Origin of the sequence: Micromonospora sp. NPDC049240, assembly GCF_040647835.1 — a bacterium.
In the GTDB taxonomy this organism is placed as follows: domain Bacteria; phylum Actinomycetota; class Actinomycetes; order Mycobacteriales; family Micromonosporaceae; genus Micromonospora.
In genome coordinates, this window is the sequence record NZ_JBEZCX010000023.1 from 83,299 (window position 1) to 107,114 (window position 23,816).

The window sequence follows — 23,816 nt, forward strand, 5'->3', positions numbered from 1 at the left end:
GGCCTCGCCGGCAGAAGGCCAGCCCGTACGGTGCGTTCCGCGACGAGTCGAGGCGACCGGCCTGTTCCGTGGCAGCGTTCCACCGCATCATCAGCAACCGTTCATCCGGGCCTGGCCACCTCTCGACAGGCATGAGCGGCTGCCACCGTCACCACGGCAGCCGTCGCTGCGCGTCGGCTCCTGCGTCAACGGGACCGGCTGCGCACTGCCGTGAAGGTGGCGTTACCGAACACACCTGACGAAAACCACGAATGGCGTGTTGCGTGCGGTTAGCGCAGCGCGATGGGTTGCCGAAGAACGTTCGGCCGCGCCCCGTGGTGCGGCCTGAGCAGTTCGCCTCACGGACCACTCATCCGATGACGGCGGGGCACCTGTGGCGGGCCGGTCGGGTCGGGCGGGACGAGGTGTTTGGCGGTCTCGTTGGCGGCGACGTTGACAAGTGTGAGCGCGGCGAGGGTCGCCAGCACCACCGGTGGGAGCGGGGCGAGTCCGAGGGGCACGGCGAGTGGGCTGAACGGCAGCGCGACGGTGACCGCGATGAGCAACAGCCCGGTGCCGGCCAGCGCCACGGAGGGGCGGCTGCGCAGGAAACTGCGGTTGGAGCGCAGCACCAACAGCACGATGATCTCGGTGGCGGTGAACTGGACGAACCAGGCGGCGCGGAAGACGTCGGTGGGCACGTGCCACCACCAGTGCAGGGAGACGAGCACAAGGAGGTCCACGGCGATGCTGATCGACCCGTACACCAGCATGAACCTGCCGATGGTGCGGACGTCGACGGTTCGGGGGTGCTGGAGTTGCTCGGGGTCGGCGTGGTCGGTGGACAGGGTGGTGTAGGGGATGTCGGAGAGGAAGTTGAGCAGCAGGACCTGACGGGGAAGCAGCGGCAGGAAGGGCAGCAGGAGCGTGGCGACGCTCATGCTGACGACGTTGCCGAAGGACGCGCTGGTGTTGACCCGGATATATTTCAGGGTGTTGGTGAACGTGCGGCGGCCGAGGCGGACACCGTCGGCGATCACGTCGAGGTTCTTGTCGAGCAGCACGATCGCCGCGGCCTGTTTGGCGACGTCGACGGCGGTGTCGACGGAGATGCCGACGTCGGCGGCGTGCAGCGCGGGGGCGTCGTTGATGCCGTCGCCGAGGAACCCGACGACGTCGCCGCGGTGTCGCAGCGCGGCCAGGATGCGTTCCTTCTGCAGCGGGTCGACCTCGGCGAACACGGCGACGTCGGCGATCCGCGCCGGTAGCTGGTCGTCGGGGCAGGCAGCAAGGTCGGCGCCGACGAGCGGTTCACCGGCGAGGCCGACGCTGGCGGCGACGTGGCGGGCGGCGTGCCGGTTGTCGCCGGTGACCAGACGGACTGTGATGCCCATGTCGGCGAGCCGGCGGATCGCGGCGTCGGCGTCGGCGCGGGGTGGGTCCTGGAAGGCGAGCAGCCCGACGAGCGTCATCTCCCGTTCGTCGGCGACGGTGACGGCGGTGGCGCCGGGCATGGGCCGCACGGCGAGGCCGAGCACCCGGCTGCCCTGGTCGCTGAGCGTGGTGAACCGGTGCAGGACCCGGTCGCGTACCTCGTGCAGCGGTACCGTGCCGGCGGCGGTCCGCGCGGTAGCGCAGACGTCGAGCACCGCGCGCAGCGCGCCCTTGGTGACCAGGAGCGGCCCGTCGCTGTCGCGCACCAGCAGGGACAGGCGTTGGCGGGTGAAGTCGTAGGGTGCCTCGGCGATGCGCACGCCCGGGTCTGCCGGTGGTTGCCCGGTCATGATCGCGGTGTCGATGGGGTTGGGGAATCCGTGCTGGAGGCCGGCGTTGAGCCGGGCGAGACGGCTCACGTCGGCGTCGGGTTCGCCGTCGACCGAGAGGCAGCCGGTCAGGGTGACGGTTCCGGCGGTGAGGGTGCCGGTCTTGTCGGTCAGGAGCACGGTCATGGCGCCGAAGTCCTCGATGACGTCGAGGCGTTTGATGATGACCCGGTGCGCGGCCATCGCGCGGGCGCCGGCGGAGAGGCTGACCGCGACGATCGCCGGCAGCATCTGCGGGGTCAACCCGACGGCCAGGGCCAGCGAGAACAGCAGGGAGTCGATGACTGGTCGGTGCATCAGCAGGTTGGCGACGAAGATGCCGGCCAGCAGGACCACCATGATCCGTACGAGCAGCAGCCCGAAGCGGGTCAGCCCGCGCTGGAAGCCGGTGCTGGCGGGGCGGGAGGCGACCCGGCGGGACACCGCTCCGAAGGTGCTGTCGCGGCCGGTGCGCATCACCACCGCCCGTGCGGTGCCGCTGGCAACGTGCGTGCCCATCCAGAGCGCGTTGCCGCGTGCGGTCAGCGCCGCGTCCGGCGGCGACGGGTCGCTCGACTTCGCCGCCGGGAACGACTCTCCGGTGAGCACCGCCTGGTCGACCTGAAGTCGACCGGCCTGAACGATCCGGCAGTCCGCGGGGACGACGTCCCCCGCGCGCAGCACCACGAGGTCACCGACGACGACATCCTCGACCGGTACGGACACCTCACGCCCGTCGCGGACCACCTCGGTGTCCACCCGCACCCGGGCCTGCAACGCGTCGACGGCCCGCCCGGCGGCGTGTTCCTGCCAGAAGCCGAGGCCGCCGCTGGCGGCGACGATGGCCAGGATGATCGCGCCGTCGATCAGGTCCCCGACGGCCATCGACAGCGCGGTCGCGGCGATCAGGATCAGGATGATCGGGCTGGTGAACTGCGACAGCAGGAGCCGCCAGCCCCGCCTGGCGCCCGCGTCGACCCGGTTGGGTCCGTGTTCGCGCAGCAGGGCGGCGGCGCGTTCGCCGGTGAGCCCGGCCGTGGACGCCCCGACGGCGGCCATGGCCTCCGGCAGCGGCCCCGCCCAGAACGCCGCACGCCCGTCGTCTGCTCGCCCCACTGCGCACTCCGCGGTCCTCGGCCTCCCCGCGGGTGACGCTACCGAGCCCGTCCCACGGCGCGCGGGCGATTGGCCGCGCCGTTCACCGGTCGGCCGACCTCCGGCGGGCACGCCGCCACACCCGCAGCGCCACGACGACGCCGATCAGGACCAGCAGAGCCCACTCGCCGATGCCCAGTTCCCGCTCCAGGTAGCGGTAGGAGGCGGCGCCCAGGTAGCCCAGCGTCGCCACGGCTGTGGCCCACGCGAGCCCGCCGAGCAGGTTTGCCCGCAGGAACAACGACCAGCGCATCCCACCCGCGCCGGCGATCAGGGGAACCACCGTCCGCAGCACCGCCACCCAGCGTCCGGTGACCACCGCCCACGCCCCGCGGCGGGCGACCAGGTGGCGGGCCCGCGCGAGGTTGACGCGTCGGCGCAGCACCCGCGGGGCGTGGGCGAGCACGCCTGGGCCGTACCGCCGGCCCAGGGCATAGCCGACCTGGTCGCCGAGGCACGCCCCGGCGGCGCCGCCGGCGACCACCGCCCACAGCGGCAGCGCGCCACCGTGGGCCACCAGCCCGCCGATCAGGATCGCCGTCTCTCCGGGCACGACCAGCCCGAGCAGGGTCGACGACTCCAGGGCCGGCAGGACGATCACCAGGGTCAGGACGAGCAGCGGCGGCAACCCGACTAGCGTCGCCACGACTCTGTCCACCGGCTGATTGTCACCCCCATCGGGTTGACCGGTGACGGAGAAGGCCATCCGAGGTGCGGGCGATCCGTAGGCATGCTGGACAGCAGCAGGAGCAGGGCGAACACTCCGCCCATGTCCGCCAGGCCGCCGTAGTCGGTGGCCAGGATGATGCTCACGACCCATCACGACCGGCACGACGATCACCCACGACCGCACCGGCCGGTCGTCGTGCCACACGGGCCGCCACCATCGCAGGGCGGTGATCACAGCAGCGTGGCGGTCACGGGCACCGTGATCATCCGCCGCATCGCGTCGACGTCCGGCGGGGTCGGGTGGCTCAGGTGCCGCCCGCGGGTGAGCACGTGGCCCAACCCCTGGCCGACCGCGAGGTAGGCGAGGACCAGAAGCAGGTACATGCGCACCGGCAGCCGCCGGGCGAAGGAGGTATCGCGCTGCTCGGGTGCGCTCATCGCCACCTCTCCGGAGTTGGGGCACTACTCAGCCGGGCCGCCGCCGCGGTACGTCGACGTGGCTCTCCCCGACCCGGACAGCCCGACGCTGGCCTGGATGTCAGCGTTCCCGTCGCGGACAAGCGGCATTCCGATCGCCGGACACCGGGAACCGGCGGGTCTCAAGGCCCCGCGCATGCGCAAGGGCTGGTACTCCCCCGCCGCGCCCTCCGGACGACGGTCACCGTCGACGGTGTTCATGTGGTCCAGTTGAGCAGGCGGAAGCGGCGAGCCACACCCCGCCACCGACCGTAACGGCCGCCAGGACGAGACCGACGACGCGCATGGGCTCGGCGGAGAGTGTTTCCCGAAACACGGTGACGGCGACGAGAACGCTCACCACCGGGTCGGTGAGCGTGAGAGCGGTCAGGGGCGCGGCGAGGCGGCCGTGCTGGAACGCGGCCTGATTCAGCATCAGCCCGAGGGCGACGGCCACCACCAACGCCACGGATCGCCAGCTGACCACGGCGGTCAGCAGGGAACCCGGTGGCCCGCCGGTGAGATCCTTGACCAGCGCCGCCGCGAAGCTGTACGCGACGCCGCTTGCCACGCCCAGCAGCGCGCCCCGCGCGGCGCCTTGGCGACGACGCGCGGCCAGGACGCAGGCCGCGATGACCGCTGTCGCGCAGCTCATGGCGACCGTCCAGGCCTTCGGCGGAGGGCGGGGCACGCCTGCGCGGACGTCGGCGAGGAGCAGGAACGCGGTCAGTCCCGCCACGCCCACCGCGACCGCGATCAGGTCCCGGCGCGCGATGCGCCGGCCAACGATGACGGCCTCGATCAGCACTGCCATGAACAGCCCGCTGGCCATGACGGGTTGCACCACCGCGAGCGCGCCGGCACGCAACGCGAGCACCTGGAAGACGACTCCAGCCGTGTCGGGAATCCAGCCGGAGAGCCACAGGCGGTCGCGGAACAGCCGCAGCAGCAGCCGCGGGTCGAGCGCGGCGAAGCGGGGCTGTCGGGTCGCGGCGCGCTGGTGCAACGCGGCGGACAACGCGAAGCTGAACGCCCCAGCCAACGCGTAAAAGATCATGGTCGGGCATGGGAGTGGTCCGCGGGTGAGCGCCGGGACGTCACTGCGGGTTCCCGTCCGGTCCGACCCCGGCCCGCAGGGTCGCGGACACGATCGCGGCCACGTCGGCGGCGCTGGTGAACGCCGGCGCCGTGGGAACTGCGGCGCGGGTCAGCTCCTGGCACAGGTCCGCGGGGTCTCGGACATAGGTGGTCAGGCCGGCGCCGGCGAGCACCTGTGCGTTGGCTCGGCCGTGGCCGGGAATCGGGCGGTAGGTGATGGTGGGCAGTCCAGCGGCCAGGGCCTGCTGGCAGGTCAGGCCACCGGCGTTCTCCACGACCAGGTCCACTGCCTGCATGAGGGTGGGCATGTCGTCGACCCATCCCATGACGTGGCCGGGAAGGCCGGCCAGCCGCCGCCGCAGGCTGCCGTTGCGTCCGCACACCACCACCGGCGTGACACAACCGGCGGCCAGCACTTCCCTGGCGGTGCGGGCCACGTCGCCAGCCCCCCAGGACCCGGCGACAATGAGCGCCAGCCTTCCCTGTTCGGGCAGCGCGAACTGGGCGCGGGCGGCGTGTCTGGTGGCATCCGTCGGTGGCTGATAGCGGGCGGGTACCAGCGGGTCGACGAGTTGGACGTTCGGTGCGCCACGAACCGCGGCCTGCTGCCGGGTGGCCTCGTGGATCACGCAGTAGGTGTCCACGCCGGTCGCCAGCCAGGTCGGGTGGATGACGAAGTCGGTGACATAGGTGACGACCGGCGCGCCCAGGCGCCCGCTGTGGCGCAGCGGCCCGAGGACCTGGTTGGCGAACGGGAACGTCGACACGACCAGGCCGATATCCGGAGGCATCTGCATCAGCATCCGCCGGCGGGCCGGCCGTAACGCGGCCCTGATCGTCGCCACCAGCGGTGGCGAACGGTCGGTGACGGTGAACAGGGCGTCGTAGCTGAGCGGGCACCAGCGCAACAGCGCCCGATAGCCCTCGCGGATCACCCGGTGCAGGGGCTTGGGCAGGGACGTGAAGAAGTTGAGGTGGTGTACCTCGACGCCGTCGAGGGCGAGCCGGGCGGCCAGTTCAGCGGCGGCAGCGTCATGGCCCGCGCCGATGTCGGCCGAAACCACGACGATCCTTTCGCCATCGCGTCGACGATCCGGCCGCGGCGCCTCGCCGCACGTGCCGGCCGCCGCCGGCCGCGCCCCGGGCGGGATCCGAGCCTGAGGGCGCTCCCCCCTCCCGTTGCTCATGGGCGCGGGTACCCGCTGTCACCGTCGTCACACACCACCGGCGTGGACACTCCGCCCTGGTGTACGTCCGCCACCCCGGCCACCGCTCTCAACCGTTTCAACAGAACCTTGATGCCGTTCGGACTCAACGCCGCGGCGCCTCGTCGGCCAGCCGCAAGTACGGCAGGGCAACGCCCTTGTGCTTGTCCCGGGCCCGCAGATACCGCGACAGCGCCCGAGCCGTCTTCGGCCCGAACCGCGCCCGCCGATCCTTCGCACCCTTACCGCGGAAACGCACCGACTCCGTGTTCAGATCCACGTCAGCGACCAGCAGGTAGTTGTAGCGGGTGGTCTCCGGGTAGTTCCCGGCCCGCAGCGACCGGGCCCAGTCGCGGAGGAACCCGGCCCAGATCCGGGACAGTCCCGAGTTAAGCCTTTGGAGATCCAGTAGTGGCGCGACAACCTGCCCGAGTCTGGAAGTCCAACAGCGACGCGCCAGACCGTGGATCCATGCCGAGCAACAAAACGAGGGTTTCCGCAGTTCGCTGACCTGCGGAAACCCTCTCGCTGTCGGGGCGGCGGATTCGAACCGACGACCCCTTGACCCCCAGTGGTCCGGTGGCCCAGCGGCATGCCCACGCACGTCTGTCCAGGTCGCTGAGAGCATAGACCAGCCGAGTGAAGGACTCGCCGCCATCGCTGTCCTACCGGGAGCCTCACCTCAACCCGCTACCGGGGCACCCGAACCCATTCCCCACCAGCCCGAAGCCAGTTGAAGACGCTCAATGGCTTCGGATCAGGTCCGCTTGCGGCTCGCGATCTCGTCAGAGAGCTGCTGCACGTGGGCGGGGTCCGCGTCCCGGGCAAGGGCGACGTAGTGGTCCATGACCGCCGGCCGGTAGCGCACGAGCAACGTCTGCCCTGGGGCGAGTCGGGTGAGCTCGGTGATCGTGAGGCCTTCGTCTGCGATACCGCGGAACGAGATGCCGTCGGCGGTCTCCACGTCGAACATCAGGACCACGCGAGGGTTGCTGTTCACCTCCCGCCAGTCGACGAGAACGCCGAGCGCAAGCGCCCCCGTACGCAATTCCGCATTGCGCTTCCGCGCGTCACTGCTCAGCAGCGGGTTCGGGGCGATCCCGGGGAATCCGGGCCCGACGCCGAGCGATTCCCGACTCAGGTCGGGTCTGAGCTGGTCCCTCAGATCGCTGACGTTGTTCGTCGACTCAATCATCCTGCCGATCATCGCGCCGAACATCCTGCCGAACATCCTGACCCCTCCCTCACACCGGTGCCGGAATCTCGGCCTTGGCTCCACCTTACCGGGATTGTATGTCGCGGCCATTCCCGAGCGCCGTCGTAATTCAGCCATCTTCATCCTGCGTAGCGGTTGGTTTCGACGTGGTGCAGGACGAGGATGGCTTGTGGCGGGTAGGTCAGCGGCGATCCGGTCGGCGCGCAGGCGGGTCTTGCCGCCGTCAAGCAGAAGCAGGTGGCTGGCGGTGCGCGGTGGCCCTCGACAGCCCGAATCCGGGCAGGAGGTGCCGCCACACGTAAAAAATCGGGAATCTGCCGCCGGCGACAATCGGTGCGGCGATCGTCGACCGAGGCGGATCTCGTACCCGGCAGGGGTGCGGCCATCGGTCGCGGGCACGTACCTTTGTCGACATGACGCTCCCCAGGCACAGCGGCATCGCGTCCCGGTAGCTGCCGCAGGAGCCCCGGCTCGCCGCCGTCCTGACGCGGCAGACGGACCGTGAAACTCCGCTTCCCGATGAGTGTGTGCAACCGCCGGGGCAGTTAGGCTTGGCTCGTGATTCGCGCTGTGATCGTGGACGTCGACGACACCCTGTGCCTCACTCAGGCCGCCTCGTTCGCTCTGGAGAATGAAATCCTGGCGGAGATGGGCCGACCCCTCATGCGACGGGAGGTGCATCTATCCACCTGGGGCGAGCCGCTTCTGGACGCCATGCCCCGACGTTCACCAGGTCTGGACCTGGCGCAGTTCTCGACGCTCTATCAGAGCGCGCTGGAAGCGTACATCGCCGACGGTCGTCTGGATCTGATTCCCCCTGAGAACCTGCGTGCGCTGGACGAATTCGTGATGACCGGCCGGTCGGTGTTCCTGTTGACGTCGCGGACCGAGGACGAGGTTCGGCACATGCTGGAGCCGGATCATGTCTTGGCCGAGCGGGTCAGCGGCATCTACCACGCCGGCAACACGCGTTTCCGCAAACCGGATCCGCGCGCCTTCGATGAATTGCTGGCAGCGACTGACATACCACCCGGGCAGTGCGTTTACGTCGGGGATTCACCGGGTGACGCACTAGCCGCCGGGGGCGCCGGCATGCACTTCGTCGGCTGCCTGCAGAGCGGGGTCCGGAAACCTACGGACTTCGATCCCCGCTACGTCGATGCCTTCATTGACGCTTTTCCCGACATCGTCGACGCGGTCGAGCAGCTCGACCAGCGTTCACTGCCGACGTCTACTGGCTAGCGCGCCGTCGGACGCCCGGTCCTCCGTCAACGGCCGGCCAGGCGAGCGAGATCGCCGGTGCGGGCTCGGCTAGCGGCCGGAGTCGACCGGTGCATGCCGCTCGGGCATGACTCGGCGCCCCGAACCCGACCTGTTCGGCGCCGCCCCTGCCGGTGTCGGGTTGAGCCAAGCCGAGTGCGAGGCCGTCGCTATGGCCGGTGAGCTCAGCGAACGTTTCAGGTCGACTACGACGACGGGACCGCGCTCTCCGCACTGGCGGTGCATGCTCCTTTTGGCGATGCGTGACGGTCATCAGGTGTTCTCCCTGCTGGATGTCTGGCCGCCGTCCTTCGACGAGATACCCGACACCCTGAACCAGGCCGCCAAAGCCACGATCGCTTACCGGCTGGAGCATGGGCAACTGTTGACCTCCGCACAGTGGGCCGACCTCAACGCCTAACGGCCGCACGGTGTGACGGCTTTCGCCGACGTGCCTGCGGACTGTCGGGCCGTGAAGCTGCTGTCCTACCGCACGCCGGCCGGCGCGTCGCGGGCGGCGGCGATCGCCGGTCCGAGGTCGAAGCCGCGCACGGTGGCGCCGGCGGCGACCAACGCGGCGGCCGTGGCCGCGCCCAGGCCGGACGCGGCGCCGGTGACGATCGCGGCGGTACAGGCGAACTCCATCAGGCGTGCTCCGTGTGCCGGGATCACACGTCGGTGACACGCAGGCCCGCGTGGGCCCGGTAGCGCCGGTTGACCGAGATGAGGTTGGCGGTGAACGCCTCGACCTGACACGCGTTGCGCAGCCGGCCGCCGTAGACGCCGCGGACGCCGGGGATCGCGGCGGCGAGATCCTGGACCAGGTCGGTGGCCTCGCGGTCGTCACCGAGCACGAGGACGTCGGTGTCGACGGTGTCGAGGGCGGGATCCTCCAGGATCACGGCGGAGACATGGTGGAACGCGCCGACGACCCGTGATTCGGTCAGGATCGTGGCGGCTTGCTGGGCCGCGGAGCCCTCCGGCACGTCGAGGGCGTAGGCGCCCTGCCTGTCGAAGCCCAGCGGATTCACGCAGTCGACCACGATCTTCCCGGCCAGCGCCGGGGCGAGTTCGGTGAGCAGTTCGGCGTGGCCCGCCCACGGCACGGCGACCACGACGATGTCGCCGGCGTCCGCCGCGTCGGCGTTCGACAACCCCCGCACGCGGCCGGGCAACGCTGCGGCCGCCTCCGCCGCACGGTCGGCGGCACGCGAGCCGAGCACCACGTCGAGTCCGGCCGCGGCGAAGCGCCGGGCCAGGCCACGCCCCTGCGGGCCGGTGCCGCCGAGCACGGCGACGGTGCGGCCACGGAGCGCCTCGCTGACGGTCATGTGATGTCCTTTCCTCACCCGGTGGCGGGTGGGACGTGGTGGCGTCGCCGGCCGGCCCGGCCACGGCGATGGTCAGGTCAGCCGCTCGTAGATGACAAGCGGATTGCCGCCGGGGTCGACGACCAGCGCCCGCCGCTCGTGCGGTCCGGCCACCGGCGCCGTGACGGTGGCGCCGGCCGCGACCAGCCGCGTCACGCAGGCGTCCAGGTCGTCGATCTGGACACTGAGCAGGGTCCGGCCGGCGACTGGCTGTTGGGAGGCATCGGCCAGGCCGATGGTCACGGTGCCGTCGGTGACCGCGGCGTACCGGTCGCCGTCGCGGAACCGCACCGTCAGCCCGAGACGGGTGTAGAAGTCGAGTTGGGCGTCCAGGTCGTCGGCGGGAACGATCACGTGTCCGACCCTCATCGGCGGAACCTCGGCATGACCTCGCGGGCGAACCGCTCGACGATCTCGATCGACCGCTCGATCGGCAGGCCGAGCCACTGGGCCCGGAAGACGAAGTGGTTGTAGCCAGCGTCCGCGAAGTCCTGGATCTTCGCCGCGATGTCGTCGGGTGAGCCGAAGAACAACGCCTTCTCCTTGATCGCGTCCCACTGTGACTCGAAGAAGTCCATGCCGTACTGGACGTACTCGCCGTAGGAGCGGCGGACCGCGTCCCCGGCCGTCGCGTACGCGTCGTGGAACGAATCCGCGACGCACAGGTCGCGGTGGATCGGGAAGACCGCCCCCTCCTCGTCGAAGCCGGCGGCCCGGCGCTGCTCGCGGTAGTCGGTCAGGTTGCCGACCGCCCAGTTGCGCCGCACGTTCGACGGGGCCAGCCAGGGCAGCCCCTGCCGGGCGATCCGGGCGATCCCCGCCGGGCCGTTGGCGCCCACCCAGACCGGCGGGTGCGGGCGCTGCGCGGGCAGCACGCTGCACCGCACCCCGTCGAGCCGGAAGTGCCGGCCCTCGTGGTGGATTGTCTCGCCGGTCCACAACCGCTGCATCACCGTGAGGGCCTCGGTCATCCGCGAGACCCGGGTACGCCGCTCGATGCCGAACGACGCGAACTCGACGTCGCGGTAGCCGGAGCCGATGCCGAGCACGAACCGGCCGCCGGACATCTGGTCGATGGTGGCGATCTCCTCGGCCCAGTGCACCGGGTGGCCCAGCGGCAGGATCAGGATCCCGGTGCCGAGCTGCATCGTCCCGGAGTGGTCGATGAGCCGGCTCAGCAGCGGCAGCGGTTGCGGGGTGCTCAGTGACGACAGGTAGTGGTGGATGCCGAACACCGAGTCGTAGCCCAGGTCGCGGACGTGCTGGACGTACTCGACGGTCTCGTCGACCCGCCGGCGCAGGTCGTCGCCGGGGGCGTACTGGTGGTCGAGCAGGATGCCGAACTTCACGTCGGTCGCCTACTCTTCCCGCGACCGGGCGTCGCTGAGCCGGAAGTACGGCGCGACCAGCCGGTCCCGGTCGGCCAGCGCCTGGGCGATGCCCTTCTCCCGCCGCTCCTTGAGGAAGTTCCAGTCGCCGTCGGCGAAGCTGACGTTGGTGGCCCAGCCGTGCCCGACCCAGCCGGTCATCGCCCCGAGGCCCTTGCCCCGGGCCTCCATCACCACCTGCATCATCGACTTGCCCATCATCAGTGAGTCGAGCGGCATGACCGCGATCGCGTCGGCGTAGTCGTCGACCCACCGTTGCAGCTCGTCGCGCTCGACGACCTTGGTGACCAGGCCCTTGCGTTCACCCTCCTCGGCGCCGATCGCCCGCATGGTGAGCATGACGTCCTTCATCGTGGTCAGGCCGACCTTCTCGATCCAGTGGTACATGTCCTGCGGCGCGGGTCCGAGGTAGCGGAACGCCGGGTGGGTGAACCGGGCGTCCGGGGAGGCGATCACGATGTCGGCGGAGAGCGCGATCTGGAAGTGGCCGCCGTAGCAGTAGCCCTGCACCTGGCAGATGGTCGCCTTGAGCGACTCGATGATCGGGCGGGTGAAGCCGGAGCTGAGCACGTTGCGGTCGGGCAGGATGCGCTGGCGCTGCGCCGGCCGGCGCCGGGACGCCTTGTCGGTGCCGGTCTTGTAGCCGATGTAGTGGCCGAGTTCGGCGGCGTCGGCGCCGGTCCCGAAGTGCTCCCCCTCCCCCTTGAACACGATGACCTTGACCCGGTCGTCGGTCTCGGCCTCCCGGACCAGGTCACCGACCCGCTCGAAGGCGGCGACCGGGATGGCGTTGAGCCGGTCGGGACGGTCGAAGGTGATGGTGGCGACGGCCCGCTGCTCGTCGACGTCGTAGCGCACGTACGTCGCGAGAACCTCGGGGTCGACCTCCATGTTCGCCACGTCCCACTGGTTCTCCAGCAGCTCGGCTTCGGTCTTCTTCACGGCGATTCCTTTTCTCGGGTGGAGCGGAAGGCGGGGATCACCTCGGCGGCGAACAACCGCAGCGAGGCGCGGAGCTTCTCGGTCGGCATGCCCAGCCAGCCGGGGCGGAAGATGAGGTGGTCGAAGCCCAGGTCCCGCAGGGCGGAGATCCGCTCGATGAGGAACTCCGGCGAGCCGAGCAGCAGCGTGTTGCGGACCAGCTCGTCGAACCGGTCCCGCTGCCACCGCAGCGCCGGATACTCGGCGTACGTCGAGTACTCGACCCGGGCGTGCGGCAACGCCTCCGCGACGGCCCGCTCGGTGCTCGGCGCGCAGTACAGCTCGACGCCGACGGGCCGTTGCACCGTCGCCGGGTCGCGGCCGTACTCGGCCAGCGCCTCGTCGTAGACGGCGAGGTGCTCGGGGAGGAACCGGCGGCTCGGCGAGTTGCCCGGCGCGTACCAGGCGTCGCCGAGGCGGGCGGCCCGGCGGACCGCCTTCTTGCCGCCGGCGCCGATCCAGATCGGTGGGCCGCCCGGGGTCAGCGGCCGCACCCCGATCGTGGCGTCGACCTGCGGATAGAACTCGCCCTCGTGGGTGACCGGCGCCCCGGTCCAGAGCGCGCGGATGAGCCGCAGGCTCTCGTCGAAGCGGCGGAACCGGGTCTCCGGGTCGACGCCGAAGGCGGCGAACTCGTTCTCCCGGTATCCCGCGCCGACGCCGAGGACCACCCGCCCGCCGGAGAGATGGTCCAGTGTGGCGAACTCCTCGGCGATGTGCACCGGATGAAACATCGGCAGCAGCAGGATCCCGGTGCCGAGCACCATGTCGCCCGAACGCGGGATCAGGCTCGCCATCATCGAGATCGGCTGCGGGGTGGCCAGGTTGGACTGGAAGTGGTTGATCGTCCACACCGAGTCGTAGCCCAGCTCCGCGGCCAGCTCGACGGTGCCGAACAGGTCGTTCAGGTGCCTGCCGAGGTCGTCGCCGTGCGGGTACTGGTGCGACGCCATGATGCCGAACCTCATCGGCTCACGCCTCCTTCCGGCACGGCAGCCGACACGCGGCTGATCTTCCCGGTCGTGCTGCGTTCCAGTGCGGGCACGAACTCGATCCGCCGGGGCGTCTTGAAGTGGGCCAACCGGTCCCGGGCGAAGGCGACGAGCCGGCCGGCGAGCGCGTCGTCGCCGACCGCGTCGTCGTCCTCGCGCACCACCAGCGCCACCGGGATCTCGCCGAGCCGGTCGTCCGGCCGGCCGAGCACCCGGACGTCCCGCACCAGCGGATGCCCGCGCAGCTCGTCCTCGATCTCCTCGGGCCACACCTGGAAGCCGCCACACTTGATCATGTCTCGCTTGCGACCGACCAGGAAGAGCACGCCGTCGTCGTCGACGTAGCCCATGTCGCCGGTGTGCACCCAGCCGTCGCGGACCAGCTCGGCCGACGCCTCGGCGTCGTCGACGTAGCCCCGGGTCAGCGCGGACCGGACCACCACCTCGCCCTCCGCGCCGGTCGGCAGCGCGGCGCCCGCGTCGTCGCGGATCTCCAGCTCGACGCCCGGGTAGACCCGGCCGGCGGAGCCCGGCTTCCACCGGCCGGCCTTCATGTCCCGCCCGTTCCAGCCGGCGATGTGACCGGCCTCGGTGGAGCCGTAGTTGACCAGGATGGGCACCCGATAGCGCTCCTCGAACGCGCGCCGCACCGGCCACGCGATCGCCTGCCCGGCCACCAGGACGGACTTGACGCCCTGGAACGGCAGGTCCCGCCCGGCGTGGACGATGTCGAAGACCATCGTGGGCAGGAAGAAGAAGTTGTCGAACGCGAACCGTGCCATCAGGTCGGCGAGCCGGTCCACGCCGAAGCGTTCCCAGACCACCGCCGGCCGGCCGACGAAGAAGGCGAACAGCAACGCGTGCTGGCCGCCGCTGTGGAACAGCGGCAGCGCGATGAGGTTGGGCTTGGACTCCGGGGCCGCGGTGCCCTCCGCGTCGGTGCCGGTGGTCACCCGGGCGAGCCGCGTCAGCGACTCACGCGTGCCGCCGTGGGTGACGCTGACCGCCTTCGGCCGGCCGGTCGTGCCGCCGGTGAACAGGATGCAGGCCTCCGCCTCGGGTGCGACGTCGACGCCGGGGACCCGGACCTCCCGCCGCCAGGGCAACGCCGGGGCGCCGGGCAGCCCGCCGGCGACGGACCGGACCGGGAACGGTACGCCGTCCGGCGCGGCGCCGAGCAGGTCGGCGACCACGTCCGGGCGACGGTCGTCGACGAGCAGCAGCCGGGGCGCGGTCTTCGCGGTCGACTCGGCCAGCTCGGCGGCGTTGTACAGGCTGCTGACGGTGACCGGCACCGCGCCGATCTTCCACGCACCGAAGAGGAAGAACACGATTTCGGGCCCGTTGGTGAGGTAGCAGGCGACCCGGTCGCCGGCGACGACGCCCTCGGCCCGCAGCGCGGTGGCGACACCGCCGGCGAGCAGGTCGATCTGGTCGAACGTCCACGACCGGCCGTCCTCGCCGTACAGGCCGGGCCGGTCGCCCCGGTCGGCGTGCCGGTTCTCCAGCACCCGGGCCAGGTTGGCGGCGGTCACCGGAGCACCTCGGGCGCGGTGGCGGGGCTGCTGACCCGCGGGATGACCTCCGCACCGAAGCGGGCGAGCTGCTCCATCGCCTCGTCCTGCCCGGCGCCGACGAACTGGTGCCGCAGCGAGACCTCGGTGATGCCCAGCTCGGTCTCCCAGCGGCGCAACTTGGCGACGATCTCGTCGGCGGACCCGACCAGGCAGTCCTCGGCCAGATACCGGTCGAGGTCGAGGGACTGGGCGTCGTCCCACGACTTGTAGCCCGCGTACTGGCGTTGCAGGTGCGGACGGACGGCCGCGACGGCCGCCGGATAGCTGTCGCCGAGGTACGCCTCGCGGCTCATCGGGTACTCCCGTTCCAGGGGAAAGCCACGCTCGGTCAGCTCGGCCCGGTAGAGGGCGAGCAGCCGGGCCAGTTCGTCGTCGTTGCCCTTCGGGCCGACCAGCCACGGGGCGTCCAGTCGTGCGGCGCGGCGCACCGCGGGGTCGGCGAACGCGCCGATCCACAGCGGTGGACCGCCGGCCTGCGCCGGGCGCAGCGCCAGGTGCGCGCCGGGCACCTCGCCCCAGCTACCCGCGATGTCGATCGTCTCGCCGTTCCACAGCGATCGCAGGATCGGGACGTACTCCCGCAGGCGCCGCAGCCGGTCCTCCCAGGCCACCCCGAACGCGGTGGTCTCGCGGCGGCGGTAGCCGGCGCCGATGCCGACGGTGAGCCGGCCGCCGGAGAGCACGTCGAGCGAGGCCAGGTCCTCGGCGAGCGCTACCGGGTTCAGCAGCGGCGCCAGCAGGACCCCGAACCCGATCCGGACCCGGCCGGTGGCGTGGGCCAGGTAGCCGGCCAACGGGACGGGCTGGACGAACGCCGACCGGGCCAGGAAGTGGTGTCCGAGGTAGACGGCGTGGAAGCCGGCCGCCTCGGCGGCGACCGCCTGGGCCAGCACGCCGTCGATGCCCTCGGTGGCGGAGGCCGACGGGTCGAACTGGGCGCTCAGAAAGCAGCTGACCTTCACCCGAGGACCGCCTCGGCGGCGGGCGCGCTCACCGCGGCACGGTCGGCGTCCTGGGCCCGGAAGTGCGGGATGACCTTGTCGGCGAACTCCTCCATCGAGCGCAGCGCCTCCCGGCGGTCCAGCGACGGGATACGCAGCCAGCCGATGTAGTGGTTGATGCCAAGCTGCTCGCGCAGCATCTCGATGGTCTCGATGACGCGCTGGGCGGAGCCGAAGTTGCCGCCGTGGGTGAGCGTCTGCTCCAGCGTCAGCAGCTCGATGTTCTTGGCGACCGCCGCGTAGTAGGACCGCTCCTTCTCGACGGCCTCCGCCGAGCCCGGGATGACCTTGCCGACGGACTTGTAGTAGGTCATCGCCGCCTGGGCGGCCTCGCGGAGGCCCTCCCGGCTGTCACCGCACCAGACCTGCTGCATGAACGGCAGGTCGTAGGTGGAGATGTCGAAGCCGTTCTCCCCCATGCTCCGCCGGTAGAGGTCGAAGTTCTTCTGCATGATGCCCAACGGTGTGAAGTTCGGCGAGGTGATGATCGACTCGCCCACCGCGCCGCGCTCCCGGAAGCTCTCCGGCGAGACCGTGCCCTGCAGGATCGGCGGGCCACCCGGGGTGAACGGCCGCGGATAGGTCGTGACGCCGTCGTAGTGGAAGATCTCGCCGTGGTAGGAGAAGTTCTCCTGCGACAGGGCGAGCCGCAGGATCTCCAGGGTTTCCTGGTAACGCTGCTTCGACTCGGCCAGCGGGACGCCGAAGCCGGCGAACTCGGCGGGCTGGTAGCCACGGCCGACACCGATCGAGACGCGGCCGCCGCTGAGCACGTCGAGGGCCGCGATGTCCTCGGCCAGCCGCAGCGGGTGGTGCAGCGGCAGCACGAGGACGGCGGTGCCGATGGTGATCCGCGTGGTCCGCTCCGCGACCGCCATGCCGAAGTTCAGCGGGCTGCCGAGGATGCCGTACTTCGAGAAGTGGTGCTCGGCGAGCCAGATCGAGTCGAAGCCGAGTTCGTCGGCCAGCTGGATCTCCTCGAGGGTCTCTCGAAGCACCTGGTGGTCCGATGCGCCGTCGGCCACCGGGAACAGGTTCATGATTCCGAACTTCACGGCCTTCTCCTCATTTATTCCGACCAGCCGGTATGTTACTGCTCCGGCCGAAGCCGGGCAAGGGTTCCGCAGGTCAGGCGCGATCTGCCCGGCGCGCCCGGATGCGCAGCTCCCCGGTCCGCCGCCGATGCCACGAGCCCCGTCCGCACCAGGCGTCCAACACGAACGCGCGACGCAGGAACAGGTGCGGGTCCGCCTCCATGGTGATGCCCATCCCGCCATGCACCTGGATGCACCGCTCCGCCGCGAAGATCGCCGCCCGCCCCGCCGCCGCCTTCGCGGCGTGCACCTGGATCTCGGCGTCCGGACGGCCGTTGTCGACCGCCCACCCGGCGTACAACGTCAGGTCCCACGCCGCCTTGCGCGCGGTGGCCGCCTCGGCGAGCGGGAACGCCACCCCCTGGAACGACCCGATCACGTGCCCGAACTGCCGGCGTGTCCGCGCCTGCTCGGCGGCCAGGTCGATGGCACCCTGGGCCACCCCGCACAACTGCGCGGCCACCACGAGCGTGGCCCGCCACGCGCCCGTCCCGACCGGCTGCGTCCGCTCGGGCGCGGCCAGCGCGACGTCCGACAACGGCATCGACGGGTCGAGCGACTGCCGCGCGGTCACCCGGGCCGGATCCGCGGCCCAGACCCCGTCGGCACCGAGGGCGACCACACCGTCCGCCTGCGCCGCGTACGGCACCAGGGTCCGGGCCAGCCGGTCCGGTGACGACCGGTCCGCCCAACCGGAACCACCCGGCACGTCGATCGCCGGGGTGAGCACCCGGCTGCCGTCCAGCACCCCGTCGGGGAGCGCGTCGGTACGCCGCTCGTCGCCGCACAGCAGTTGGACGGCCGCCGCGTGCGCCGGGAACCGGCTCGGTGCCAGCCGCTCGCCGAGTGCCTCGACGGCGACCAGCAGGTCGATCAGGCTCGACCCGACGCCCCCGGCCGACTCGGGCACCCCGAGCAGCGCGAAGTCCCGCAGCAGCGGTCCGTCGCACGCCGGGGCCCGCCACGGGCCGGACAGCGCGTCGCGGGCCGTGCCGCCGGCACCGTCCGCGAGCGAGCCCACGGTCTTGCCGATCTCCTGCTGCTCCTGGGTGAATGTTGCGCGCATCCGGCGACTCCGCTCAGCGTGAGCGGGGCAGGTGCAGCACCCGCTCCGCGAGGATCGACTTCTGGACTTCCTCCGTGCCGCCCTCGATCGTGTGGGCGCGGGCCCGCAGGTAGCGGCGGATCCGGGCGGCGGCGCCGTCGCCGTCGACGAGCACCCCGCCGGCGTCGTCGAGCTGCACGGCGAGCCGGTTGGCGTGCTGCACCACGCCGGCCCACAGGCTCTTCAACGCCGAGGTCTCCGGCCCGGGGACCCCGCCGGCGCGGCTCTCCCCGAGCATCCGCATCGAGCCGATCCGGACCGCCTCGGCGTCGCACTGCAACGCGCCCACCGCGTCGACGAACGCGCTGTCGTCGGCCGTGCCCCGCGCGAGCGCGACGTCGACCACCCGGTCGACCGCCTGGCGGGCCCACACCCAGAGGTTCAACGCCATGCTGCCGCGTTCGAACGCGAGCGTGGTGAGCGCGACCGGCCAACCGTTGCCGACGCCGCCGAGCACGTCGGCGTCGGCGACGAACACGTCGTCGAGGAACATCTCGTTGAACTCCGTGTCCCCGTTGATCATCACGAGCGACCGCACGGTGAACCCGTCCATCGGGGCGAGGAAGTAGGTGATGCCCCGGTGCTTCGGCGCGTCGGTGTCGGTACGCGCCAGCAGCAGGCACTTCGACGCGTTGTGCGCGTTGGACGTCCAGATCTTGGCGCCGTTGATCCGCCAGCCGCCCTCGACCCGGGTCGCCGCCGTGCTCAGGCTGGCCAAGTCGGAACCGGAGCCGGGCTCGCTGAAGCCCTGGCACCAGTACTCGTCGCCGCGCAGGATCCCGGGCAGGTGCCGGGCCTGCTGCTCCTCGGTGCCGTGCGCGATGATCGTCGGCCCGGCCAGCATCATGCCGACGCCGTTGAGCGGGTACGGCGCGCCGCGTACCGCGGCCTCCTCGTTGAAGATGGCCTGCGCCAGCGCGTCCAGCCCTCGGCCGCCGTGCGCGACCGGCCAGGACAGGCCGGCCCAGTTGCCGGCGCACAGCCGGTCCTGCCACACCCGCGACCAGTGCTCGCGCTCCTCCTGGGACAGCTCCTCCTGGTCGGGCACGTCCGCCAGCGCCTCGTCGAGCCACCTGCCGACCTCGCGCCGGAACGCCAGGTCGGTGTCGCTGTCAGCGAAGTCCATGCCCACCTCCCAGCGGGTCGTCGGTCACGCCGGTCACGCGCTGGGCTCCTCGACGCGCGTGAGCCGGGCCTTGTAGAGCTTGCCGTTCGGGTCCCGCGGCAGGGCGTCGCGCAGGACGTAGGAGGCCGGGCGCTTCGGCTTTGCCAACCGGCCCGTCAGGTAGTGGCGCAGCTCCTCGACGGCCGCGTCCGGATCCGGCGCGGTGTCCCGCAGCACGACGTGGGCCTGGGGCACCTCGCCGAACTCCGGATCGGGCACGCCGACCACGCCGGCGTCGGCGACCCAGTCGTGGCCCATCAGCGCCGCCTCGATCTCGGCCGGGTAGACGTTGACGCCACCGACCAGGATCAGCTCGGCCGCCCGCCCGGTGATGTAGAGGAAGCCGTCGGCGTCGACGTGGCCGACGTCCCAGACGGTCATCAGGCCGTCGCGGCGCGCGCCGTCGGTCTTGCCCGGGTCGTTGTGGTACTCGACCCGGTCGTCGCCCTGGCGCATGTACACGATGCCGGTCTGCCCGACAGGCACCTCGTCGCCCAGCTCGTCGAGGATCCGCAGGGTCGAGATGGAGGCCGGACGCCCGACCGTGCCCGGGTGGGCCAGCCACTCGTGCGGGCGCGCGACGGTGGTGCCCACCTCGGTGGAGCCGTAGTACTCGTAGACCACCGGGCCGAACCAGTCGAGGATCCGCTGCTTGACCTCGCGCGGGCAGGGCGCGGCGCCGTGCAGCACGTAGCGCAGCGAGGAGAGGTCGTAGCCGTCGCGTACCGGCTGGGGCAGTTGCAGCAGCCGGTAGAAGTGGGTCGGCACCATGCTGGTCCCGGTCACCCGCTGCTGCTGGACCCGCCGCAGGAAGCCCTCCGGCGTCCAGCCGTCCATCAGGACCATGGTGCCGCCGGCGTGCAGCGCGCCCATCGCCGGGGTGATGTTCGCCGAGTGGTACATCGGCGCCGAGACCAGCCAGGACGCGAACGCGCCGCGCTCCATGCCGAACTCCCGGAACAGCCAGACGTAGGTGAGCGCGCCGGTGTCCGCGTCGACGCCGCTGAGCGGGCGCTTGACGCCCTTCGGCCGGCCGGTGGTGCCCGAGGTGTACATCATCAGCGAACCGGCCGGCGTGTCCGGCGGGCTCGTCGCGGGCATGCCCTCGGTGAGCGCCGACAGCGGTCGGGCCCGGTCACCGGCGGGCGTGCCGTCGAGGTAGACCTGGATGCCGGGCACGGCCGCGGCGGCGGCCACCACGACGTCCTCGACCCGCTCGGAGCCCACCACCACCCTGGCGGCGCTGTCGGTGAGGATGTAGGCCACCTCGGGCTCGGTGAGGTGGTAGTTGAGCGTCACCAGGTAGAGCCCCGACTGCATCGCGGCCAGGTACAGCGCGACGAGGCCGACGCTGTTCGTCATCACCGCCGCGACCGTGTCGCCGGGCCGCAGGCCCGCCCGGGTACGCAGGCCGTGCGAGATCCGGTTCACCTCGGCGTACAGCTCCCGGTAGGAGATGCGCCGGTCATCGGCGGTCACGATCGCGCACAGGTCCGGTTCCGCGGTCGCCCACAACCGAAACCCGGTCCGCTCCTCGCTCATCGGACTCCTTGAATTAGATTCCGACCATCCGGTATGTTGATGCCTCACAGTAAGGGAGCCCCCGGACGATGTCCATACCCGTGAGCGACGTACACGCCGCCAGCTGGCGAGCCCGCCAGGTGCCCGCCCCCACCGAGGTCGTCGACGGCGTCTGGGCCGTCCCCGTCCCCCTGCACGGCAGCGCCCTGCGGTCCATCACCGTCTTCCTGGTCGAAACGAGCGACGGCCCGGTCCTCGTGGACGCCGGCTACGACCACCCGAGCTGCTGGGCGTCGTTCCAGCGGTCGCTCGCGTCCATCGGGCACCGGGTCGACGCCATCTCCACCGTCCTGCTCACCCACAACCACCCGGACCACGTCGGCTTCGCCGACCGGCTGCGGGCCGTCTCCGGCGCGCGGATCGTCATGGGCGGCGCCGACGACTTCGCCACCATGCACCGGCGCCGCGGCAGCTTCCTCCAGCAGCTCCGGACCGCGCTCGGCCTCACCGGCGCCCCACCCGACGTCGTCGACGGCATGTACGCCGACGCGGTCGAGGTCGCCGTGCACCACGAGAGCCTGCGCCTCGACGTCGGCCTGACCGGCCGGACGGAGTTCCGCTTCGGCGACGTGACCATCCACGCCGTGCCCACCCCCGGGCACACCTACGGGCACACGGTCTACTTCGACACTCGCGGCCTGGTCTTCACCGGCGACACCATGATGGCCGAGGGACCCACCCAGCTCGCCATCGTGAGCCGCCCCGAGGACGACCCGGCCGCGGACCTGTTCCGGTCGCTCCGACTCATCCGGGACCTCGGCGCCGAGATCGCCTGCCCCGCGCACCAGTTCCCGTACCGGGACGTCGCCGCCCGCGCCGACGCGCTCGCGGCCTTCCACCGCGACGAGGTCGAGGCCCTGCGCGGCCTGATCGGCGACGGCGCCACCGCCTGGGACCTCGCGCGGCGGACGACCTGGAAGAAGCCGTGGGACGACCTGGGTCGCGGCACCCGGCGGTTCGCGCTCGTGCACACGCTCGCGCTGCTGCGCCACGCCGCGAACACCGCCCGGTGACCGGACCGCTCAGTCCCGCCGGGCCTCGTCGTACGTCCAGTCCGGCCGCAACGAGGACCGCAGCTCCCGAAGCGCCCGCTTGAGCACCTTGCCCGACGGGTTGGTCGGGAACTCCGGCACCAGGTAGACCTCCTTCGGGAGCTTGAACCGGCCGAGCCGCTGCCGCGCGTGCGCCATAAGCGCCTCCGGGCTCAACCCCGGCCGGCCGATCACGAACGCGGCCGGGACCTCCAGCCACACCGGATGCGGCGCCGCCACCACGGACGCGGCCAGCACGAGCGGATGGTCGGCGAGCACGTTCTCGATCTCGGCGCTGGACATGTTCTCCCCGCCGCTGCGGATCATGTCCTTGAGCCGGTCGCGGATGTAGAGATAGCCGTCGGCGTCGAAGCAGCCGATGTCACCGGTGTGGAACCAGCCGTCCCGAAACGCGTCGCGGGTCGCCTCCGGGTCGTCGAGGTAGCCGGGGCTCACCTTCGGTCCCCGCGCGACCACCTCGCCGTCCACGCCGACCGGCACGTCGTCGCCGTCCGGGTCGACCACCCGGACCTGCACCCACGGCACCGGGATGCCGACCGAGCCCTGCTTGGCCTCCTGGTGCGCCGCGTCGAGATAGGTCAGCCCGCTGCACGTCTCGGTGAGGCCGTAGCCCTCGATCAGCCGGGCGTTCGGGAACAGCCCCCGCGCCACGCCGAACAACGCGGACGTGACCTGGGAGTAGATGAGCCACCGCACCGACGACAGGTCCGTCCCGGCGCCCGCCTCCCGGCGCACCATGTCGAGCATGGTCGCCGCCAGCACCATGCCGGTGATCCGTTCCGTCTCGATCGCCCGCAGCACCGCCGCCGGCTCGAACCGCCGGTGCAGCACCATGCAGCCGCCGACGTGCCAGATGCCGTAGCCGGGCAGGTCGGTGCCGCCGACGTGGTAGAGCGGCGCGACGTTCAGGATCCGGTCGGTCGGCCGCAGCCCGAGCTCGACGATCTGGGCGTGCATGTTCATGTTCACGTTGCCGTGGGTGAGCAGGACGCCCTTGGGCAGGCTGGTCGTGCCGGAGGTGTAGACGATCCGTTGCAGCGCCGCGTCGTCGAGGTCGGCGTCGGCGACCCGGGCGCCCCGGTTCGCCTCGACGAGGGCCCGCAGGTCGAGCCAGCCGCCGTCGATCGGCTCCAGCGCGAACCGGCGTACGTCCGGCAGGTCGGCGGTGGCGGCGCCGGTGAGCCCGGCGTACTCCGGCACCGTCGCGACCGCCTCGACCCGCGCGTGCCCCAGAAGCTGGGCCAACTCGGCGGGCGTGAGCCGGTAGTTCAGCGGCACGAAGACCGCGCCGAGCTTCGCCAGCGCCAGCGACAGGAGCAGGAACTCGGGCACGTTGTTCGCCACGATCGCCACCCGGCTGTCCCGGCGTACGCCCTCGGCCGACAGGCCGGCGGCCAGGGCGTTGACGTCGTCGTCGAGCTGCCGGTGGGTCCACCGGCGGCCCTCGAAGACGAGCGCGTCGGCGTCGGCGAACCGGCGGGCGTTGCCGGCCAGCATCGCGGCGAGGTTCGCGGTGCTCACGCCGTGCCGACCGGGCATGCGCTCACGGCCCTCGCTGCGCTCGGTGCGTTCACTCACGCCGTGCCGACCGGGCATGCGCTCACGGCCCTCGCTGCGCTCGGTGCGTTCACTCACGCCGTGCCGACCGGGCATGCGCTCACGGCCCTCGC

23 protein-coding genes are annotated in these 23,816 nt (G+C 71.6%); 3 read left to right on the forward strand and 20 right to left on the reverse strand.

The genetic code is table 11. From position 1 onward, the window contains the following. Window positions 1-338: 338 nt before the first annotated feature. From mgtA to AB0B02_RS27695, 7 genes are all read right to left on the reverse strand, one after another. On the reverse strand, window positions 339-2,897 hold the full coding sequence (gene mgtA, locus AB0B02_RS27665; protein ID WP_281940093.1) for a magnesium-translocating P-type ATPase: 2,559 nt from the start codon (window positions 2,895-2,897) through the stop codon (window positions 339-341). An 82-nt stretch (window positions 2,898-2,979) separates the two neighbouring features. Further along, window positions 2,980-3,582, reverse strand: coding sequence for a DedA family protein (locus AB0B02_RS27670; protein WP_357305106.1), 603 nt, complete (start codon window positions 3,580-3,582; stop codon window positions 2,980-2,982). A gap of 254 nt (window positions 3,583-3,836) precedes the next feature. Next, the gene (locus tag AB0B02_RS27675) at window positions 3,837-4,043 is read right to left on the reverse strand and encodes a hypothetical protein (RefSeq protein ID WP_281940089.1); all 207 of its coding nucleotides are present in this window, start codon (window positions 4,041-4,043) and stop codon (window positions 3,837-3,839) included. A 220-nt stretch (window positions 4,044-4,263) separates the two neighbouring features. Then, window positions 4,264-5,118, reverse strand: a complete 855-nt coding sequence (locus AB0B02_RS27680) for a DMT family transporter (protein ID WP_281940087.1) — start codon at window positions 5,116-5,118, stop codon at window positions 4,264-4,266. A 40-nt stretch (window positions 5,119-5,158) separates the two neighbouring features. Further along, on the reverse strand, window positions 5,159-6,346 hold the full coding sequence (locus AB0B02_RS27685; protein ID WP_281940085.1) for a glycosyltransferase: 1,188 nt from the start codon (window positions 6,344-6,346) through the stop codon (window positions 5,159-5,161). Window positions 6,347-6,470: 124 nt separating this feature from the next. Further along, window positions 6,471-6,644 carry a hypothetical protein gene (locus tag AB0B02_RS27690; RefSeq protein ID WP_357305110.1) on the reverse strand — a complete coding sequence of 58 codons (174 nt, stop codon included), beginning with the start codon at window positions 6,642-6,644 and terminating at the stop codon, window positions 6,471-6,473. A gap of 477 nt (window positions 6,645-7,121) precedes the next feature. After that, entirely contained in the window at window positions 7,122-7,595 is a 474-nt protein-coding gene (locus AB0B02_RS27695) for a hypothetical protein (protein ID WP_357305113.1), read from the reverse strand. A gap of 543 nt (window positions 7,596-8,138) precedes the next feature. On the opposite strand from AB0B02_RS27695, the gene AB0B02_RS27700 reads away from it, so the two are divergent. Further along, entirely contained in the window at window positions 8,139-8,822 is a 684-nt protein-coding gene (locus tag AB0B02_RS27700) for an HAD hydrolase-like protein (protein ID WP_357305116.1), read from the forward strand. Window positions 8,823-9,117: 295 nt separating this feature from the next. Continuing rightward, on the forward strand, window positions 9,118-9,261 hold the full coding sequence (locus tag AB0B02_RS27705; RefSeq protein ID WP_281940078.1) for a hypothetical protein: 144 nt from the start codon (window positions 9,118-9,120) through the stop codon (window positions 9,259-9,261). 65 nt (window positions 9,262-9,326) lie between these two features. Here AB0B02_RS27705 and AB0B02_RS27710 read toward each other — a convergent pair whose 3' ends face one another. The 12 genes from AB0B02_RS27710 to AB0B02_RS27765 form a co-directional block, all read right to left on the reverse strand. Next, window positions 9,327-9,485 carry a hypothetical protein gene (locus AB0B02_RS27710; protein ID WP_357305119.1) on the reverse strand — a complete coding sequence of 53 codons (159 nt, stop codon included), beginning with the start codon at window positions 9,483-9,485 and terminating at the stop codon, window positions 9,327-9,329. 23 nt (window positions 9,486-9,508) lie between these two features. Continuing rightward, window positions 9,509-10,171, reverse strand: coding sequence for an NADPH-dependent F420 reductase (gene npdG, locus AB0B02_RS27715; RefSeq protein ID WP_281940075.1), 663 nt, complete (start codon window positions 10,169-10,171; stop codon window positions 9,509-9,511). 72 nt (window positions 10,172-10,243) lie between these two features. Continuing rightward, window positions 10,244-10,579, reverse strand: coding sequence for a VOC family protein (locus AB0B02_RS27720; RefSeq protein WP_281940073.1), 336 nt, complete (start codon window positions 10,577-10,579; stop codon window positions 10,244-10,246). Then, window positions 10,576-11,559, reverse strand: coding sequence for an LLM class flavin-dependent oxidoreductase (locus tag AB0B02_RS27725; protein WP_357305124.1), 984 nt, complete (start codon window positions 11,557-11,559; stop codon window positions 10,576-10,578). Before AB0B02_RS27725 ends, AB0B02_RS27720 begins: the two co-directional genes overlap by 4 nt. 9 nt (window positions 11,560-11,568) lie before the next feature. Then, window positions 11,569-12,540, reverse strand: a complete 972-nt coding sequence (locus tag AB0B02_RS27730) for an enoyl-CoA hydratase/isomerase family protein (protein WP_357305127.1) — start codon at window positions 12,538-12,540, stop codon at window positions 11,569-11,571. Beyond that, window positions 12,537-13,547 (reverse strand): LLM class flavin-dependent oxidoreductase, encoded by a 1,011-nt coding sequence (locus AB0B02_RS27735; RefSeq protein ID WP_281940067.1) that lies wholly within the window; start codon window positions 13,545-13,547, stop codon window positions 12,537-12,539. The genes AB0B02_RS27730 and AB0B02_RS27735 overlap by 4 nt, the downstream gene beginning before the upstream one ends. After that, on the reverse strand, window positions 13,544-15,106 hold the full coding sequence (locus AB0B02_RS27740; RefSeq protein WP_281940065.1) for an AMP-binding protein: 1,563 nt from the start codon (window positions 15,104-15,106) through the stop codon (window positions 13,544-13,546). The genes AB0B02_RS27735 and AB0B02_RS27740 overlap by 4 nt, the downstream gene beginning before the upstream one ends. Continuing rightward, window positions 15,103-16,110 (reverse strand): LLM class flavin-dependent oxidoreductase, encoded by a 1,008-nt coding sequence (locus AB0B02_RS27745; RefSeq protein ID WP_357305132.1) that lies wholly within the window; start codon window positions 16,108-16,110, stop codon window positions 15,103-15,105. Before AB0B02_RS27745 ends, AB0B02_RS27740 begins: the two co-directional genes overlap by 4 nt. After that, a complete protein-coding gene (locus tag AB0B02_RS27750; protein ID WP_281940061.1) occupies window positions 16,107-17,204 on the reverse strand; it encodes an LLM class flavin-dependent oxidoreductase in 1,098 nt (365 codons plus the stop codon). The genes AB0B02_RS27745 and AB0B02_RS27750 overlap by 4 nt, the downstream gene beginning before the upstream one ends. A gap of 73 nt (window positions 17,205-17,277) precedes the next feature. Continuing rightward, window positions 17,278-18,309, reverse strand: a complete 1,032-nt coding sequence (locus AB0B02_RS27755) for an acyl-CoA dehydrogenase (RefSeq protein ID WP_281940059.1) — start codon at window positions 18,307-18,309, stop codon at window positions 17,278-17,280. Window positions 18,310-18,322: 13 nt separating this feature from the next. Then, window positions 18,323-19,474, reverse strand: a complete 1,152-nt coding sequence (locus AB0B02_RS27760) for an acyl-CoA dehydrogenase family protein (protein ID WP_281940057.1) — start codon at window positions 19,472-19,474, stop codon at window positions 18,323-18,325. A 33-nt stretch (window positions 19,475-19,507) separates the two neighbouring features. Next, on the reverse strand, window positions 19,508-21,055 hold the full coding sequence (locus AB0B02_RS27765; protein WP_281940055.1) for an AMP-binding protein: 1,548 nt from the start codon (window positions 21,053-21,055) through the stop codon (window positions 19,508-19,510). A gap of 80 nt (window positions 21,056-21,135) precedes the next feature. On the opposite strand from AB0B02_RS27765, the gene AB0B02_RS27770 reads away from it, so the two are divergent. Continuing rightward, a complete protein-coding gene (locus tag AB0B02_RS27770; protein WP_357305138.1) occupies window positions 21,136-22,107 on the forward strand; it encodes an MBL fold metallo-hydrolase in 972 nt (323 codons plus the stop codon). 9 nt (window positions 22,108-22,116) lie between these two features. Here the strand turns inward: AB0B02_RS27770 and AB0B02_RS27775 are convergent. Continuing rightward, window positions 22,117-23,816 (reverse strand): AMP-binding protein (locus tag AB0B02_RS27775; protein ID WP_357305141.1); only part of this gene is annotated, 1,700 nt, incomplete at its 5' end.

Coding starts and splice junctions, on each gene's coding strand:
- AB0B02_RS27675 (WP_281940089.1), bottom strand. CDS start 4,043: ATGAGCGCACCCGAGCAGCGCGATACCTCCTTCGCCCGGCGGCTGCCG.
- AB0B02_RS27680 (WP_281940087.1), bottom strand. CDS start 5,118: ATGATCTTTTACGCGTTGGCTGGGGCGTTCAGCTTCGCGTTGTCCGCC.
- AB0B02_RS27685 (WP_281940085.1), bottom strand. CDS start 6,346: ATGAGCAACGGGAGGGGGGAGCGCCCTCAGGCTCGGATCCCGCCCGGG.
- AB0B02_RS27695 (WP_357305113.1), bottom strand. CDS start 7,595: ATGTTCGGCAGGATGTTCGGCGCGATGATCGGCAGGATGATTGAGTCG.
- AB0B02_RS27710 (WP_357305119.1), bottom strand. CDS start 9,485: ATGGAGTTCGCCTGTACCGCCGCGATCGTCACCGGCGCCGCGTCCGGC.
- npdG (WP_281940075.1), bottom strand. CDS start 10,171: ATGACCGTCAGCGAGGCGCTCCGTGGCCGCACCGTCGCCGTGCTCGGC.
- AB0B02_RS27720 (WP_281940073.1), bottom strand. CDS start 10,579: ATGAGGGTCGGACACGTGATCGTTCCCGCCGACGACCTGGACGCCCAA.
- AB0B02_RS27735 (WP_281940067.1), bottom strand. CDS start 13,547: ATGAGGTTCGGCATCATGGCGTCGCACCAGTACCCGCACGGCGACGAC.
- AB0B02_RS27755 (WP_281940059.1), bottom strand. CDS start 18,309: ATGCGCGCAACATTCACCCAGGAGCAGCAGGAGATCGGCAAGACCGTG.
- AB0B02_RS27760 (WP_281940057.1), bottom strand. CDS start 19,474: ATGGACTTCGCTGACAGCGACACCGACCTGGCGTTCCGGCGCGAGGTC.
- AB0B02_RS27765 (WP_281940055.1), bottom strand. CDS start 21,055: ATGAGCGAGGAGCGGACCGGGTTTCGGTTGTGGGCGACCGCGGAACCG.